The organism is Cellvibrio sp. UBA7671, from assembly GCA_002483145.1.
In the GTDB taxonomy this organism is placed as follows: domain Bacteria; phylum Pseudomonadota; class Gammaproteobacteria; order Pseudomonadales; family Cellvibrionaceae; genus Cellvibrio; species Cellvibrio fibrivorans.
The window spans coordinates 381,360-398,823 of the sequence record DLHJ01000012.1 but is presented as its reverse complement, the minus strand read 5'-3'; the positions used below and the strand labels follow the sequence as shown (position 1 = coordinate 398,823).

Below are 17,464 nucleotides of genomic sequence, written 5' to 3'. Positions count from 1 at the left end.
TATAGACAAAAAAATAGCGAGCAGTCGTAAAACTGCTCGCTAGTTTTTATTAATTACTGACGGCTTTGTGCTTCTTTGAGATGGTACTGCATCTCTTGATTATCAGGCTCCAAAGCTACTGCTTTAGTGAGCAGCTCAATACCCTTTTGTAAATCGCCTCGTTCCACCAAAATCCAGCCGTAGGTATCAACAATGGCTGCTACATTGGGGGCAAGCTCATAAGCCCTTTTAGCATACTCAAGTGCACGCGGATCTTTGCTTTCATAATACATCCACGCGAGGTTGTTCAATGCCGCAGGCATTTGCGGATTTAACTCAACGGATTTCTCATACCAGGCAATAGCTTGCTTGGGATCATTCTTACCTTGAGCACTCACAGCCAGCAACAACGACGCCCTGTTGCTCTTAGGTAATTTCTCATACCAATCCGCAAGGAAAGCTTCAGCTTTTTCTTGATTGCCGCCTTTGTGATGAAAACCGTAAATTTGCTCAGCAACAATTTCCATCGGCTTGGCTGCCCAGGATTGCATGTACAGCTGAAAACCTTCGTCTTTTTTATCTTCTGCAAAACGAATCAAACCTTGCAAAAATAGACGCTCAGCTTCGTTCTCTGGAGTTTTAACAAATTGGTCGAGTAGTTTTTGCGCCTCTTGAATATTCTTGGCACCAATTTCTGTTTCAATCAATACTGCAAGATAATCGGCATTTTCAGGAAATAATTTGATTGCCTGCATTAAACTTTCGCGTGCTTCAGGCAGTTTATTTTGTCCCCGGAGCTGTACGCCCTGTAAACGGTAGAGATTTGCCGCAATTTGTTTGATGTTGGTTGCGTTATTACTACGCTCCAATGCGATATCAATATGTTTTATTGCTTCAGAAAATTGGTTTTTTCCGACATACAATTGTGCCAGTACAACCGATGGCTCCCATTTACTGGTTTTCCCTTCCAGATCACGCACAAACGAAAACGCTGAGTCCTCACGTTTTAGTTTGCGCATTTGCGCAAACCAGCGGGCATATCCGATAACCATACCCGGATCTTCTTCTAGAGCCAATTGCCAAGCAGTAATTGCTTTTTGTGCCAGCTCTTGCGTTTCATACACCTGCGCTAGCCCGGCATAAGCAAATTGTTTTTCTTTGCTATCTTTTACTGCGATGGCTTTTTCAAACTCTTGCTCAGCAGCCGAAAAGTTTTTTTGTTGTAACTGATACCAGCCTGCAAAAAAGTAACCGCGTGAGTTTTGCGGGTCTTTATTTTTAAACGCCGTTATTTCTTCTTCCAGCTTTTCGGTTTGGTTATCGTTGAGCAATGTTTTGAAATACGCTTGTTGGATATAGAAGTCGTCTGGCTGCTCCTGATAAGCTTTTTGCAACTGCGCCACTGCCTGCTCAGTTTGTTTTAAAAGCAAATGGCGCTTCGCCAACGCAATGCGGATACGCTGTTGTTTGGGCTCAAGTGCCAAACTTTTTTCCAGTGCTGTCGCGCCCTCTGCACTTTGTGGATCTTTATCGAGCAAAGCCAGACCATATGTGGCCAACACAATATGATTGTTCGGTTGGCTATCTGCCGCTTTCTTCAACAACTCAATCGCTTCATCCATTTGGTTATTGCGAAACTTAACCAATGCAGCAGCTTGCAGAACCGACGGCGTGGCAGTTTCCGGGTCAATAAATTCATCAAACAGGTCCGCTGCTTGTTGATTGGACCCTTGTTGATATTCGACCATACCTAGCAGGGTTGCAGTGTTTTTATCGTTTGGATATTGCTCACGCAATTCACGCAAAATAGCTTCTGCTTCAGCAAATTTCCCCTGCTGGTAATACTCCATCGCTTCACTAAAACGTTGTTGCGCAGCATTACCTTCCGGGTTGGACTCTGCCAATAATTTTTGGTAAGTGTATGCTTCGCTGGTGCGCCCTTGCTGGATCAAGGTATCCGTTAACAAGCTGATAATTTGCCCTTTTCGACGGCTCAATATGTCGGTGTTTTTCAACAAGCCCAACGCTTTGGTGAGGTGCTTTTCAGCCCCATCCAAATTGCGCAGAAAAATATTTACACCAGCCATCATGGTCAAGGCATCGATATTATCCGGAGTGGCCGCCAACACTTCAGTCAAGGTAGACTGAGCATTCTCAAGCTCGCCTTTTGAAAGCAAATAACTCGCCTCGATGTATTTTGCTTCTGCATCACTACCACCCAGGGCTTTAAACTCTTTCAGAGCCAACTCATATCCATCTTTATTGCCCAAGCTAATGTTTGACATAGCACTTATCCACGCCTGACGCTGTTTGGCTTCAGGATTGCTGGCATCAGCCGGATAAGTATTTACGGTATTGATTGCCGTTAGGGATTTTTTATTAAGAAAATAGGCATAGGCCAATTCAGTCGCCACTGCAGGGTTTTTCTTTACCACTTGCTCCAGTAAACTTTGCGCAGAGGCATAAGAGCCAATTTCATTATATATATGCGCCAAAGCAATATAACCATCGGCCGATTCTGGTGTCAGTTGAATAATATTTTTGGCTTCAATAATCGCCGCGCGATATTGACCTTGCTCCATATATACTTTGGCCGAATTTATATGCCGCTGCGCCTGCTCCTGGCTTTCTGCTTGTTTATCACTGCACGCGATCAAACCGGCGCAAAGTGAAATCAATATTATTTTAAAAAAACTCTTCATTTTCCCCACCCGTATTTCCATTTTGTTTTCACCAGTAACACAGTCTGACCACCAATTACGACGCTTTGTATTGCACCCATCAAAATTCATATTCCAATATGGCACCATATATATTCTCTTGGTAATTATTCACTTCCCCTTCCCCATCTCGCTCTTCCTTGCGGGAAAATAATCGGATATCAAATCCATTATTAAACCGGTAGGCATATTCCAGGGATAAATAATCCGTTGTGTATTCTCTATTAACCTGATTAACATCTTGATCGTATTTTGATTGATCCACTCGCAGCGTTAATTTAGCAGCGCTCGACAATGAATAGACAAATGCCGAACGAAGGTAGTTATTGCGCGCTTGCTCATCGCGCTCGAGATATTCATCGTCAACTAAAGATGCTCCAACCGAAAATGTACAGCGATCACAGATTGCATCTGTACTAAAATCCAGCGCCATATTGCGCCTGTCTATTTTCCCCAAATTTTGGGACAAGCCATCGCTACCCGGTATAGGATTTTCATTACCCAAATTACCATTACCAAACGACGAATCTGTTATCTGCCGATCCGCGGACGCGGTAAAAAGATGGTATCCACTGGCGTAGCCCAAGCTAAAGTTATAACTGGGAGCACTCTGTTTTTCTCCGGTCTCGGGAGAAATTTCGTTGTAACCTACTTGTACACTGTAATCCAGTTTGCGCAGCTGCACTTGGTAAGAAAGTGCTGTATTCACCATACGATAATCAGCATCAGGTTGCTGATCGAAACTCACATCCATTTGTTGTGAACTTAACATCATCGCACTGGTTTTGGAGGTGACATGAGCCCACCCAAACGTAGCGCCATTGCGTTTTGAATCCTGACTGCCATCGGCTTCTATGAAGCGCACTTTTGACGCTTGCCCCTGCAGAAAAATTCGATCAGCGCCGGATAGCCTTTTGCGGATGATTGGCCGCGCTGAAATCATTTCACGCTCTTGCTGGTTTTCCAACAAGGTCACCTCTTCAGGTGACCGGAGCAACATGCGCCGGGAATGCTCAAGCTCCAATGCCAGAGGATCAGCCTCTTTACCAAAAACCAAAACTGAGCTGCCATCGGCATACTCTTCATCGGCCTGTGATTGCTCGGAGAATTTTTGTGCATGAAGCTGATAATCAACATCAGCATCCACCAGCCAATTGCTGTAATCAGCCACCAGCCCCAATCCATAAATATCCTGACGTTCCTCTATGGGCTCCAGCAACGTTTTTTCGGCGTTGTCTGTCATCAAACTGCCAGCCGAAATAGAGGCACTAAATTGGTTTTCTTTTACAGGTGTTTCGTACAACTGGTTGGCGTGTACTTGGTTAAACACCAATAGCATTAACGAAAGCCTGGTGGCGGGAAGTAATTTTATTATGTTCATAACCCGCCTCACTAATCAGTTATTGAAGACGACACCCGCAAACTTTTCTTTGCCTACTGCGTCCACAGCAGAAAGCACCTCATCAGTAACGACTTTGCCAAACGGCACAACAAGTAATGCATGATCACAATAACGCGCCAGGATTCGCGCTTCAGTTGACTGCTGAATGGAGGGCGCATCCAATACAATAAAACGGTCGGGATAACGCGATTTTATTTCAGCTACCAACACTTCCATCCGTTTGGAGTTGAAAAATTCGGCAGCAGAGTCGCTTGATCCGCCAGAAGGAATAACGCGCAAACGCTCGACGCCCGTTGGATAAATAATATTTTTAAGCGGGACTGTGTAGTCAGTTAAATAATTTGAAAGGCCTGACTCAATATTAGAGGTAACATATTTCCCTACGTCCGAGTTATAGGGGTTGCAATCTACGTAGAGTGCAGTCTTGTGTTGATCAAGAGCGAAAGTGGCGGCCAGATTAAAACTGAAATAACTGGAAGCTACATCAGCTGCAACTGATGAGACCAGCACAACCATATTGTCTGAGTGATGACGCTGCAAAAGCCGAATACGCACCTCACGAAATGCGTTCAGTACTTCACGCTGGCGCATACCCGTAAAGACGATTTTTTTCTCATACAACTCTTCTTGCATCCAGAGCAGAGGCATATCCATATTTTTTATCTTTTCGCGCTTGCGATGCTCCAGCACTGCATTTTTTACGAGCTGATCGCTATCCTCCACCAATGCATCAACATCTTCCATCAATTGGCTTAGGTTTTTTTCTTTGCGTTTATCCATCATCATGCCCTGAGTATTCACCAGATTAACCCTTGACCAATTGCCAATAAATTGCGATCGCCAGATAACAAATCATGCCAACAGTCGCAATTGAGAAAATCAACAGCACATCTTTTTTCAATAACCGCTCCCCTATTGGCGATTTGTAATGGGGGATAACACCAATCACTTCGATATCAGCCGGCAACTGTTTTTGCAAAACCCGTGCAGAGCGCAGATGAGGATCAACCATCACAAACAGCAGCAGCAAACCGATTGGGGCCAAGAGCCCAATAATGGGGCCAGCAAATGCAAAATGGATAAAGTGCAAACCAGACGGCTTTAGCGGAAAACTGGCGGGCTCTTGAATGCGATAGGAGACACCTTGGCCTTCAATATCCAACGTCATGGAAACCCTTGCCGACTCTTTACGTTGCAACATTTCATCGTAAACTTTTTTGGTTACATCATAGTCGCGTGTCAACTCTGACAGCTCGGCCTGGCTGGCGGCGATGCGCTGCTGACGGGCAAACTCCTCTTCCTGAAGCACCAATAAGGACTGCATGCGTCGCTTCTGTGCGCGCAGCTCAACTTCGGCATCCGCTGCCTGTTTACGCAATTCTTCGTAGAGCGGGTTTTGAACTTTATCGCTATTACCAAAAACATCGCCAGACGATTGAAGTTTGCTAATAGCGGTATCCAACTCCGCAATTTGCGCCCGCAGGGAGACTACATCGGGGTAGTTTTCCTGATAACTCAGCAACATTTGCTCCAACTGCGCATTCAAGGTTTGACGACGCTGATTCATCTCGTCAACTTGGCCTTTTGCTTTTAAATATTGACCTTCATTGTTGAGCTGTTGCTCGATCGAGTTAATACGGGACTGGGTCTCTTCGATTGCTATCTTCAAGCTTTCCAGTTCCTGACGCAGCTCTCCTATGCGCGCACTGACGGACTCTTCGCTGCCATCGGTATTTTTTGATTTAAATTCCTTCAGCTTTTCTTCAGCAGCTTCCAGTTGGCGCTTGTAAGTTTGCACCTGCGCATCAATAAAGTTATAGGCACCCACACTTTCATCGCGCTTACGCTTGGCAATATCTTCGATAAATACGTTAACGACCGCATTGAGGATTTCAAAGGAGCGATCTGGATTACCTGCGGTATAGCTGATCTGCACATAGTTCTCATTGCGTTCACGTGCAATGACTATCCCTTCGCGCAATCGTTTGACCAACGCATCCTGTTCATCAACAGAGGAGGAGTTTTTCAACAACCCGGCTTGTTTAGCCGTTTCCAACAAAATCCGCCGCGTATAAATCACCTCACTCGCCTGCTCGGAGCGGTCGATCTTAGTGATCTCTGCGCGCCCTTTAAGCAGCGGCTCAATAATGTTGGTTACATCCGCAAACAAGACTACCTTGGTGGTGAAGCTCTTTGGCCACACTAGCCCGACAGCAAGAAAAATGTAGGCGACCACCAAAAACAACAGCACGCACCAAAACCGCAAGCGGATCAGCTCAGCACGCAACGCCGCCAATAAATCTTTCAGGTATGCTTTATCCATGTGCTATCTCAATTCGTTAACCAACAATTTCAACCATCACTTAAAAATTGCGCTCTGGAACAGTAACTATGTCCGATGGCTGCAAGGTGTAGTTAGTTGCAACATCGCCATCATTGATAAGATCATCCAGTTTGATTGGATATACTTTCAATTCGTTATTTACCTTGCGGTACAGCTTGGCTTTATTCGCAGATGCAAACTGATTAGGTCCACCAGCCAGCAACACCAGATCGAGCACAGTCATACCTTCGCGGTAGGGAATAGATTGCGGGCTTGCAACAGCACCAGTGATGCGCACACGGCGTTGGAAATCGGAACTGCTGGGATTGGTGACTATCACTGTTACCTGCGGACTGCGGATATAGGTAGTGAGACTCTTGGTGATATTTTGTGAAAGCTGTTCAGTAGTCAGGTCAGCCGCCATGATATCGCCGATCAACGGCATTGAAATTTTGCCATCGGGACGAACCGGTACATTGAGTGACATTTCCGGATTGCGCCATACATTCACTGATAACGCGTCGCCTACACCTATACGGTATTCGGCCAAAACAGCGGCATCTGCCGCTTCTGGATTGCTCACGGCTTTGTTGTTACTACACGCGGACAGAATAAATACCGCCAGCATTACGCCTATAGCTGCCATACATTTTTTCATAGAGCCTCCCTCTATAAGTAACCAAGAGACCAGCCAATCAACACTGCACCAGTCTTAGTGAACACCCTTACCTAATAAAATAATTTCTACCGTTTGGATCATGATCAACATGTCCATAAAAAAGCTGTGATTTTTGGTGTAGTACAAATCGTATTGCAATTTGTTTTTAGCATCTTCCACTGAAGCGCCGTAGGGATATTTCAACTGCGCCCACCCCATCAACCCAGGCTTTACTTTATGGCGCATCTCATAAAAAGGAATTTGCTGCGCAAGATCGGTTACAAACTCAGGGCGTTCAGGGCGAGGCCCAACAAAACTCATATGACCAGCAAAAACATTATACAGCTGTGGCAATTCATCCAGTCGGGTATTGCGGATAAATGCACCCACACGGGTAACCCGCGCATCATTTTTTTGCGCCCATACGGCACCATTTTTTTCAGCATCCTGACGCATACTGCGAAATTTGTAGATGCGAAAACTGCGCCCATTGAGGCCAACCCGCACCTGGTGATACAACACCGCCCCCGGGCTTTCCAGTTTCACCGCCAGTGCAGTAAGCAGCATGAAGGGCCAGAGTACAACCAGAAAGAGCGATGCCAGAATCAGGTCGAACAGGCGCTTGGCAAGCATACGCCGTTTGGAATATTTGAAACCATCTGAAAATAACATCCAACCTGGTTGCAGTAGCGATATATCAATCTTGCCCAGTTCGCGCTCGCAAAAACTCAATGCATCGCAAGAGGGGATGCCTGCAAGTTTGCAATCAAGGAATTGGCTGAGCGGGAAAACATCACCACCCGAACGACGGCGCTCGTCGGGCGAAATAACAATTTCGGAAATCTGGAATTGTTTGGTGAAGGCCAACCAATCTGAAGGTTCAGGAATTAACAGGGCAGAATCGACTTTGGTTGGCTCGCTACCGCTTGGAATACAGCCGACAATCTTGACCCCTAGGACATCCACATCCGGCGTAAGATCGGACAACAGTTTTTCTGCACGGGAACCAGCACCGTAAATCACAACACGACGCTTGAGTTGGCCGACATCGACAATTTTGACAAAAATCCAGCGCGATATGCATACCAGCAAAGTGGACAACAATACACACCAAAAAATCATCGACTGATTAATAAAATTGCCGTCGAAGAACAGGTTTATCAGATAAAGAGCCAAACTACCCAACAGGAAAAAACTGACCATGGTGCGCAGCACCATACTGGAGTAGCCCTCGCGAATCAGTGCAGTGTAAACCCCCATCGACAAGGTGCAGCAACTCAAGACCAGAGACAATATGATGATCGGCATCCAGCGAATTGTTTTATCGAATTCATCAGCGCTGGCCTGCACACCCAAATACTGTATGCCCCAGGCAACACCCGCAACGATAAGCGCATCCACAACCCCGAGATAGAGGTATGGAAGATGGATATAATGCTTGTTAAGGCGAATATAAGACAAACCCGGTTCCTTGACGTTGCTGTAGTAAAGATAGAAAAACAAAGAGCGGCGGATTATATCAAGATTTATGACAATATTTCGATTTATTCCCTGCCTGCGCGCATGGCTACCCAGACCTCTCGCTTGCATCTTTGGTAAACCGCTATTTCACAACCTCATTGTCTTTAATCTTAAGGCGAATATGGTATTTTAGTCGCCCACCTGTGGATCATCCCCCCGCTAAGGAATAAACATGTTTGCAAGCAACCCAACACTCTGTGTCATAGGTTTAGGTTATGTTGGCCTACCACTCGCTGTCGAATTCGGTAAAAAAATTACCACCCTCGGTTTCGACATCAACCAGGCGCGCGTCGATGCATTGCGCGCTGGCATAGATCACACATTGGAATTGACCGCCGAGGAGTTGCAAGCAACAGAGCTGCTGAGCTTTACCACTCAGGAAGCGGACATCAAAGGCGCCGACATTTATATAGTCACCGTGCCCACCCCGATCAATAACAGTTACCAACCGGATCTGACACCTCTGGAAAAAGCCTCGGCGCTGCTCGGCCGCGTTATCAAGAAGAACTCCATTGTTATTTTTGAATCGACCGTATACCCCGGCTGCACCGAAGAAGTGTGCATTCCGATTATCGAGCAGATCTCCGGCATGCGCTTCAATGAAGACTTTTTTGCCGGCTATAGCCCCGAGCGGATTAACCCCGGCGATAAACAGCGCCGCGTTCACAATATTATCAAAATCACCTCAGGCTCCACGCCTGAAGTCGCGGATTATGTCGATGAGCTCTACCGCAAAATTGTGGTAGTTGGCACCCATAAGGCCGGCAGCATCAAAGTTGCTGAAGCGGCCAAGGTGATCGAAAACACCCAGCGCGATCTCAATATCGCCTTGGTAAATGAGCTGGCATTGATTTTCCATCGCCTCGGGATAGATACGCTGGAAGTGCTTGAGGCTGCGGGCACCAAATGGAACTTCCTTCCATTCCGCCCGGGCTTGGTTGGCGGCCACTGCATCAGTGTTGACCCCTATTACCTGACCCACAAAGCGCAACAAGTGGGCTACTACCCGGAAGTGATTTTATCCGGGCGCCGCATCAATAACCGCATGGGTGCCTTCGTGGCCGACTCGGTGGTAAAAATGATGACCAAACGCAAGGCCCATGTGGTCGATTCCAATGTTCTGATTATGGGTTTGACCTTTAAGGAAAATTGCCCCGACCTGCGCAATACCGGTGTCATCGACATTATTGAAGAGATGCGCAACTACAACACTAATGTGCAGATTTACGACCCCTGGGCCGATGCCGCCGAAGCCAAACACGAATACGGTTTGGATCTGATCGACAAGCCCATTCCCGGCAGCTATCAGGCAATTATCATTTGCGTAGCCCACGATGTGTTTCGCGAAATGGGCGCCGAGGGTATTCGAGCACTGGGTGCCCCCAACCATGTGCTCTTCGATGTAAAACACATACTGCCCAAAAACGCCGTAGACGCGCGCCTCTGATATGAAAATTCTCGTTACCGGCACAGCAGGATTTATCGGCGCCGCACTCGCCCAACAACTATTGGCGCGCGGCGATGAGGTTATTGGAATCGATAATCTCAACGATTATTACGATGTGCAACTCAAGCAGGCGCGGCTGGATTTATTAACCTCACAGCCAAACTTTACCGAGCTACGCATCGGCTTGGAAGATAAAAATGCGATCGATCAGGCGTTCAAAACTTATCAACCACAACGTGTAGTCAATCTCGCCGCACAAGCAGGTGTGCGCTATTCGTTAAGCAACCCGCAGGCCTACGTCGATTCCAACATCACCGGCTTTTTAAATATTTTGGAGGCTTGCCGCCACTTCGGCACCGAGCATCTGGTCTATGCTTCCAGCAGCTCGGTTTATGGTGCAAATACGCGCATGCCCTTTGCCGAGTGCGACAATGTGGATCACCCAGTGAGCCTTTATGCGGCAACCAAAAAATCCAATGAATTGATGGCGCACACCTACAGCCATTTATTCCAGATCCCTACTACCGGCCTGCGTTTTTTTACTGTCTACGGCCCCTGGGGTCGCCCGGATATGGCGCCGATCCTGTTTGCCAATAAAATCGCGCGCGGTGAAGCCATCGATGTTTTTAACTACGGCAAACATCGCCGCGACTTCACCTATATAGATGACATAGTCGCGGGCATTATTCACAGCTTGGACAATCCCGCCCAACCCAACAGCAACTGGACTGGCGAACACCCCGACCCCGCCAGCTCCTCAGCGCCCTATCGCATCTTCAATATCGGCTCCAATAATCCCGTAGAACTGCTGCACTTTATTGAGTTGATGGAACAGGGTTTGGGCAAAACTGCAGTGAAAAATTTGCTCCCTATGCAACCGGGTGATGTACCTGATACCTACGCCAATGTCGATTCACTGGTTAGCGCTGTCGGCTACAAACCGCAAACCTCCATTGAGGAAGGTGTAGCGCGTTTCATCGAATGGTATCGCGCTTACTACGCAATACGTTGATCCCACACATCCTGAGCAAACAGCACATGTCGCACATCCAATCCCTCCACACTACTGCTGCGCAGGCCAAAGTCACTCACGCCATGACAGTGGATGTAGAAGATTATTATCACGTTGCTGCCTTCGCCAATGTGATCAAACCGAGCGAGTGGAAAAATTGGCCATCGCGCGTCGAGGCAAACACCCATCGCCTGCTGCAATTGTTTGACGATGCCAATATCAAAATTACCTTTTTTGTTTTGGGCTGGGTCGCTGACCATTATCCGGAATTGGTAAAAACCATCCGCGCGCAAGGCCATGAAATCGCCTCACACGGTTACAGCCATCAACTGATTTACAGACAGAATCAGGATATCTTCCGCGCAGAAACCGCAAAATCCAAAACAATCCTGGAAGACTTGGCGCAAACACCCATCACCGGCTATCGCGCAGCCAGCTATTCAATAACGCGCAAATCGCTCTGGGCGTTGGACATATTGGCTGAGCTGGGCTTCACCTGGGACTCAAGCATCTTCCCTACACGCCACGACAATTACGGCATCCCCGGCAGCCCCGAAGAACCTTATCGGATCATTACCAACAGCGGTGCAAGCCTGCTGGAATTCCCATTGACCACCGCCAAAATACTCGGCCAGTCGATTCCCGCAGCAGGCGGCGGTTACTTTCGCCAATATCCCTATGTATTATCAAAATGGTTATTTGAACGCGCGAGCCTCAACCAAACCAAACCGCAAATTTTTTATCTCCACCCTTGGGAAATAGACCCGGAACAACCGCGCATCCCCAATGCCAGTTGGTTCAGCAACTTCCGCCACTACACAAACCTGCAACGCTGCCTGCCGCGCCTGGAGCGCATGATTGCCGATTTCCAATTTGGCACCATGAGCCAAAGCATCGGTTCAACGCAGGTCACCAAAGAGCTGAGCATTCACGATTTAGCAATCGATTTAAATCATAAATAAGAGGGCAAGTTTGCCGTAGACGGGCGCGATCAAGGACAGTAGAATCGCCGCCCTTGATCATCGTGTTAAGTCCTATTACGCACCTGTAGCTCAGTTGGATAGAGTAGCGGTTTCCGAAGCCGTTGGTCGCTGGTTCGAATCCAGTCAGGTGCGCCACTCCTCCTACCTTTATAAACTTATATGCCAATCATCTTAATTGTGTTCCCCAAGGCAAGATGAATGAGTTTTTTGCAGCCATCAATAAAATAAAAAGGTAGCCATTTGCATGGCTACCTTGCAATGTGGATTTCAATTGCGCAGCTGGATGCTACTAATGTCCAGCCAATGATAATTTGTGGACCCTTATTGGCTGCTCAGCGCTTACCGACAAAGCAACAGCAGATTCTCTTGTACCAACTGGGATTAATCCTGTCTCTGTATAGGAGACAACACCTTCATGACAGTTAAGTAGTTTGTAATACACATCACCATTTCCAAAATCGATATGTGCGACGAATGAATCGGTTACTGCCTCGCAACTGAATTCCACTGAATATTTAAAAGAGTTAAATGCACTGAGATTAATCGATTTGCTGAGCACATCCTGCTTGCCGATCTTAATGGACTGCCCCTCTATTTGCGGCGCACCCACCACTCTAAAATCATCCAAGGCAGGAAAATTGTTGTATGAAAAAATTTCATGATAGCTAATCGGCGAGTCTGCAATCGTAAACGCAATAACAGCGCCATTCTGAATAACAGGCTTGCCATAAGTGGATAGCAAATCGCGGATGAGATTTTTCCGCCAATCATTAATCTTATAACTTGATTTTTGGTCCCAATATACGAAATCCACATGCCATTTCTTCAAAGCATCTCGTAATTCATCCACTGAGCCCCACTCTTGTAATGTGCGCCGATACCCTTTTCCACCCCAAGCGTTATAAATAGGCTGTCCTGATAAGGTAGCACCCCAAGCGCGATTAATTGCAAAAAGTACTGTTGGATTAGCTTTCATCTTATTAATCTCCCTATTTAGCTGCTGTTCTGGCATAAATATCTCAACTGCCTGCTCACGATTTTTCTCACTTAAAAATGAAAACGGGGAAACAAAAAAGATCCAGCAGATACCAGGAAGAAATATAAAATTGATGAGCGTAGTAGCGTAGAGGCTGGCACTTAACCACTTACGATAAGCACCATCCTTTTTTCCAACCAAATATAAAAGACCGATTAATACCGACAACAATGGCATGGCAGCAAAAAAATATCGTAAATATTGCAAAGAAAAAAACAAAGGCAAGAGGTAGCACAAAGACAATAGCAGGAGCAAACCCATGTGTTTAATGCGCAATAAAATAACAGTAGCTAAAGCGATAGGCGCCAGTAAAAAATATTGAAAGCCGCCTACAAAATTATTATCAGCCTCTACAAATGATTCAGAATCAAAAAATAATCCCTTAAATGACGCCAAGGTTGCGCCTTTGGTCCACCGCAAATCTTTGAAATTAGTAGCGTCGGCAAACTCTGATTTGAATATTGCATTATAAAGGGGAAACACCGGGTTGCCGGTAATCATATATGCGCGAATATAAGGTAAAAATGCAACGGCAGCACCAACAAGCAAGCAAGCTACTATCGCTATCCACACCCTGTGGCTCCAATTTTTATATGCATCATTTTTCAATGTTGCATAAATCACCCCTATAAACAGGCACCCCGCGATAGTCACTGCAGGCAACTTGGAAGACAATGCTAAAGCACCAACAAAAATCACTGCTATAGCTGTCGTGATGCGATAGCTTTCAATTAAATCGATCAACAATGCACAACCAGTGCATAACATTAGTGCAAGAAAGAGATCCGTTTGTAATCCAACGACGGCAAATGCAAGCAGTGGAGTTGATAAAAACAGTGTGACTAAGGCTAATTTTTCGGTGCGGTTAATATCCAGCAATCTTAAGAGTTTAGAGATCGCACCCAGCAGAAACAATAATAGCAATAGATTTAATGCTCCTTTTGCATCAGCACCAGATAGCAGGGATAAAATCCCGTGAGCTAACGCCAACGTAATCGGCGCTGCTGACCATATTTGTATTTCAGGTGCAATATTAAAAAATGCTTTGGCATTAAACTGAGTCCAAACAGCAAGATGGACTGAATTCTCATCAGAATTTACGGTGGGGAATAGAATATATGCAGCAATGCAAGTAAAGACGAGTATAAAAGTGAAGAAACTTTTTCGTCCCGCAGGCTGCAGTTCGTTATTAATCCGACCAAGTTGCCACTGCGCGCTAGTGGATAACAATTGCATAAGCGCACACGAACGCAACACAGCAATAATAGGTAAAGAAAAAATAACGACATACAGTAACTGATAGTGTACTGGGGTCGATATCAGGGCATTAAATAACAATATATAAATAGTCGCACCGATAATAGTTGAAGCTATAAAATGCGGCTGTTCAATATCAAAATTCAACAATTGTTTTATCAATAACCCAAGGCACCCACAGGATGTAACCACAAATATTACGGATAACACCTGCATAAAACCCGCTGCCACAAACAAAAAAATGCCCGAGCAGAAAACCAGAGCAAGATTTTGTTTGCGGGGAAAATACCAGCGAATAAAACCCAATACTGCAAAACTGATACATAAATATCCTAGCAAATATCTTGATGCACTACCGCTCCAGGTTCCACTCAAATCGTGTGGACTCAATGCCAAACAGGCGGCTACTACTAAAAATGCCCCAAAGGGCGCAGCCTTAAATAAGACTTCCCAATAATTCTTTAACACTCCAATCACCGCCCTATTCTTTCTTTGAATTTATAGCTACCAAATTACCCTGGTCGTCAAATTGCCACTCCTGATCGTAGGCAACAGTAGCCTTATCAGATTCTTTAATATAATTTACCAGATCAATTTTCATCCCAACCTTATCAGGAAAGTCTTTTGGCACCACAAAATAATATTCCGCTTTATTGCCACCGGCAAAGGAGCGCAGAGATTCAGGGAATGCAAAGGGGTGGAAAGGAGCGCTGATTCCAGTAACAAGAACAGTCATATTTTTATCCAGCGGAACTAACTGCGCGGTCGCTTTGGTAATACCAGCGAGCAAATTCATCTGCACTTTTTCCATCGCAAGTACCCAGCTATTCCGTGTGCCTTGATATTTTTTTATGCTGGTAAGCGGGCTCAACAATGTAAAAATAACTATGACCCAGAAGATTTTTTTTGAATGGCCGTATTCTTGAGCTATTTTTACCGCAAAAAATAGCACAGCAAAACACACATACAATCCGTTAAACGAGTAACCCTCATAGTGGTGGAACGGTAATAACGCATTGGGTAGCCAAGCTAGAAGCGCGAACACGAGACAGAGTAAAAAGCTTCGTACCCATAATTTATCTTTATAGGTTTTATAAATTTGGAACAGGATTAAACCAAAAACAATAACAAGAAGAGGCGTGACTCCTTCGCGGGCATAGCGCGCCATTTCTTTTGCCAAGCTCAAAATACTAATATCGATGTGATACGCCGAACCCTGTTCTGCACTGAGGTTAACAAATACCGAATTGGTTTTAAAATTCACTAGTGCCGAGACTATACCGCCACAAAATACTGCGACTCCGGGAAGAACAGCCTTCAGCCAATTTTGCTTAACGTAATAAATAAACCAGCAAAATGTTACAAAACCAATTGATAAGGCATAAGTCTCCTTCATCAACATGGCGCCGGTAGTCAACACAAATAGCACTGAAAACGCAGCAAACTTACTGCGATCAATAAACTCTAGCAGTGCGATAAAACCTATAAGCAGAAGGAGATATGAGAGCTGCGAACCTATATCTTGCGAATAGAAGGTATAAAAATACGGCTGGGTGAATAACAAATAACAATAGAGGGCAAAGAATAAATAAAACCGCCAATCTATAACTAAAGCTAACAAACGTTTAAACAGTAACGCAGTCAGCGCACAGTTGAGGAACACCATAGCCACCAACCAAGCGACGCTGCCCGCATGGCCAAAATATCCGCCAAATTTTAACGCCCACATCAGTAATGGCCGTGGCCAGTTTAGAAGACTGGTAAAACTGTAATACTCACCAGGGGCATTGGCGAACGCAGCGGGTATATAAAAATCTGAGTGATGAAATGAAAGCGGATCAAAATAACCCGGGAAAATAAAATACAAGGAAACAAAATACACCAGCCAGGCAATAGCCATTAAGCCGACCAACCTGAGCGCGCCCTTACCTGTTATCGATTCGATGCATCGCGCTAACCAGTTTTCGGTTTTCAACTTCAATATGCCGGACTCTTTTTCCTGTGCGAGAAAATTTTTGACCAACCGCATCGAAGGCTTTTCAATGTAGTACCAGGAAAGTATGCCTGCGATAAGTGCGATAATGGCGGCAACTATTTGATTGAATAACACCCCTTGTTGGGGAAAAAGATGACCCAGACATTGCTGGATCAAAAAACCATATATATAAACACCGTAGGACGGATCAGCTGGAATTTTTAATTTTTCAACTACCGCTTTGCGTGAACCTAAATAGAGGCAACAATAGAAAAAGCATAAATAAAAGAGTACCAGCTTCAAGCTAGTGGCCCAGAGCAACGCGGTTAATAGAACAAGTGCCAGAGCACCCTGTCTATGAATCACAATCAGGTTTTGATTGGTCGCAAACAATGCCCCCAATGCAAAGCATCCTGGCAATAAATGCGCTTCTTTATTGCCAGCAAAAACCGGAGTCAAAAACTCTGGCATAAAGAAAGAGAGAAATACCACACCCAACAAGACCAAATTCGCCAGCCACTGAATCCGCCAAATCCCTAACCCATAGACCGCGGCCAAAAATAAATAGCAAACCACTTCTAAAGGCAGAGTCCAGAGCGATCCATTGAGACCATATTTGCTGTCCGCAAAAACACCAGGCAAACGCCACTCCAATTGGTATAAGAGCGTATTATTAATTAAATAATTCCAGGTCTGACTGTTAGCAACATATTCAGGCAAAGACAGGGTGGTAAACCAGGGGCCGATAATAAATACCGAAATACACAAACAAACAAACAACCCCGGCAGAATCCGCGCCGCACGTTTTATAATAAATTCCCCCACATGTGGCCGGGAGAGAAAACTCGCGGTTACCAGTAAACCACTGAGCATGAAAAAAAACTTTACCGCGAGGGAACCGGAATAATCAAAGCGCAACAGACTCGCTACGAAATCGCTATTGACCACGTTAGGTACATGCACAAGCCCCGACGCGTGACCATAGATCACCAACAAGGCGGCGATCAGACGAAACAAATCGAAATTATTATTTCTCGGATTGAGTACCTGGTTTAACAACATGTATGCGCTGCTCGACAGTGTTCAGAATTTATGGTGGCCCGGCTCATCCATTTGGCGTGCTACGCCTGTTCACATCGGCAGCAAGCGCA

Annotated in this window: 11 protein-coding genes, 1 tRNA gene and 1 pseudogene; 4 read left to right on the top strand and 9 right to left on the bottom strand. The window is 45.6% G+C overall.

The window, feature by feature from the left end:
• Positions 1-53: 53 nt before the first annotated feature.
• The 6 genes from B4E62_RS10065 to B4E62_RS10040 all read right to left on the bottom strand — a co-directional run bounded on the left by B4E62_RS10065 (position 54) and on the right by B4E62_RS10040 (position 8,543).
• A complete protein-coding gene (locus B4E62_RS10065; protein WP_310068605.1) occupies positions 54-2,681 on the bottom strand; it encodes a tetratricopeptide repeat protein in 2,628 nt (875 codons plus the stop codon).
• A 79-nt stretch (positions 2,682-2,760) separates the two neighbouring features.
• Positions 2,761-4,080 (bottom strand): hypothetical protein, encoded by a 1,320-nt coding sequence (locus B4E62_RS10060; protein WP_310068607.1) that lies wholly within the window; start codon positions 4,078-4,080, stop codon positions 2,761-2,763.
• Between the two features lie 15 nt (positions 4,081-4,095).
• Positions 4,096-4,902 (bottom strand): CpsD/CapB family tyrosine-protein kinase, encoded by an 807-nt coding sequence (locus B4E62_RS10055; RefSeq protein WP_310068611.1) that lies wholly within the window; start codon positions 4,900-4,902, stop codon positions 4,096-4,098.
• Positions 4,903-4,906: 4 nt separating this feature from the next.
• Complete coding sequence (locus B4E62_RS10050; RefSeq protein WP_331351960.1) at positions 4,907-6,424, bottom strand: XrtA system polysaccharide chain length determinant; 1,518 nt, start codon at positions 6,422-6,424, stop codon at positions 4,907-4,909.
• Positions 6,425-6,464: 40 nt separating this feature from the next.
• Positions 6,465-7,082 carry an XrtA/PEP-CTERM system exopolysaccharide export protein gene (locus B4E62_RS10045; protein ID WP_310068614.1) on the bottom strand — a complete coding sequence of 206 codons (618 nt, stop codon included), beginning with the start codon at positions 7,080-7,082 and terminating at the stop codon, positions 6,465-6,467.
• Between the two features lie 54 nt (positions 7,083-7,136).
• Positions 7,137-8,543, bottom strand: coding sequence for a TIGR03013 family XrtA/PEP-CTERM system glycosyltransferase (locus B4E62_RS10040; protein WP_310068616.1), 1,407 nt, complete (start codon positions 8,541-8,543; stop codon positions 7,137-7,139).
• A gap of 232 nt (positions 8,544-8,775) precedes the next feature.
• On the opposite strand from B4E62_RS10040, the gene tviB reads away from it, so the two are divergent.
• The 4 genes from tviB to B4E62_RS10020 all read left to right on the top strand — a co-directional run bounded on the left by tviB (position 8,776) and on the right by B4E62_RS10020 (position 12,180).
• On the top strand, positions 8,776-10,050 hold the full coding sequence (gene tviB, locus B4E62_RS10035; protein WP_310068618.1) for a Vi polysaccharide biosynthesis UDP-N-acetylglucosamine C-6 dehydrogenase TviB: 1,275 nt from the start codon (positions 8,776-8,778) through the stop codon (positions 10,048-10,050).
• Position 10,051: 1 nt separating this feature from the next.
• Complete coding sequence (locus B4E62_RS10030) at positions 10,052-11,062, top strand: NAD-dependent epimerase (protein ID WP_331351959.1); 1,011 nt, start codon at positions 10,052-10,054, stop codon at positions 11,060-11,062.
• 26 nt (positions 11,063-11,088) lie between these two features.
• Positions 11,089-12,024 (top strand): XrtA system polysaccharide deacetylase, encoded by a 936-nt coding sequence (locus B4E62_RS10025; RefSeq protein ID WP_310068620.1) that lies wholly within the window; start codon positions 11,089-11,091, stop codon positions 12,022-12,024.
• Positions 12,025-12,103: 79 nt separating this feature from the next.
• A tRNA-Arg gene (locus tag B4E62_RS10020) sits at positions 12,104-12,180 on the top strand.
• Positions 12,181-12,334: 154 nt separating this feature from the next.
• On the opposite strand, the gene B4E62_RS10015 is transcribed toward B4E62_RS10020, so the two are convergent.
• From B4E62_RS10015 to B4E62_RS21400, 3 genes and pseudogenes are all read right to left on the bottom strand, one after another.
• On the bottom strand, positions 12,335-14,806 hold the full coding sequence (locus tag B4E62_RS10015) for a hypothetical protein (RefSeq protein ID WP_331351958.1): 2,472 nt from the start codon (positions 14,804-14,806) through the stop codon (positions 12,335-12,337).
• A gap of 13 nt (positions 14,807-14,819) precedes the next feature.
• A complete protein-coding gene (locus B4E62_RS10010) occupies positions 14,820-16,313 on the bottom strand; it encodes a hypothetical protein (RefSeq protein WP_331351957.1) in 1,494 nt (497 codons plus the stop codon).
• A gap of 78 nt (positions 16,314-16,391) precedes the next feature.
• Positions 16,392-17,375: pseudogene (locus B4E62_RS21400) on the bottom strand (acyltransferase family protein); the annotation flags it as partial.
• Between the last annotated feature and the right edge of the window lie 89 nt (positions 17,376-17,464).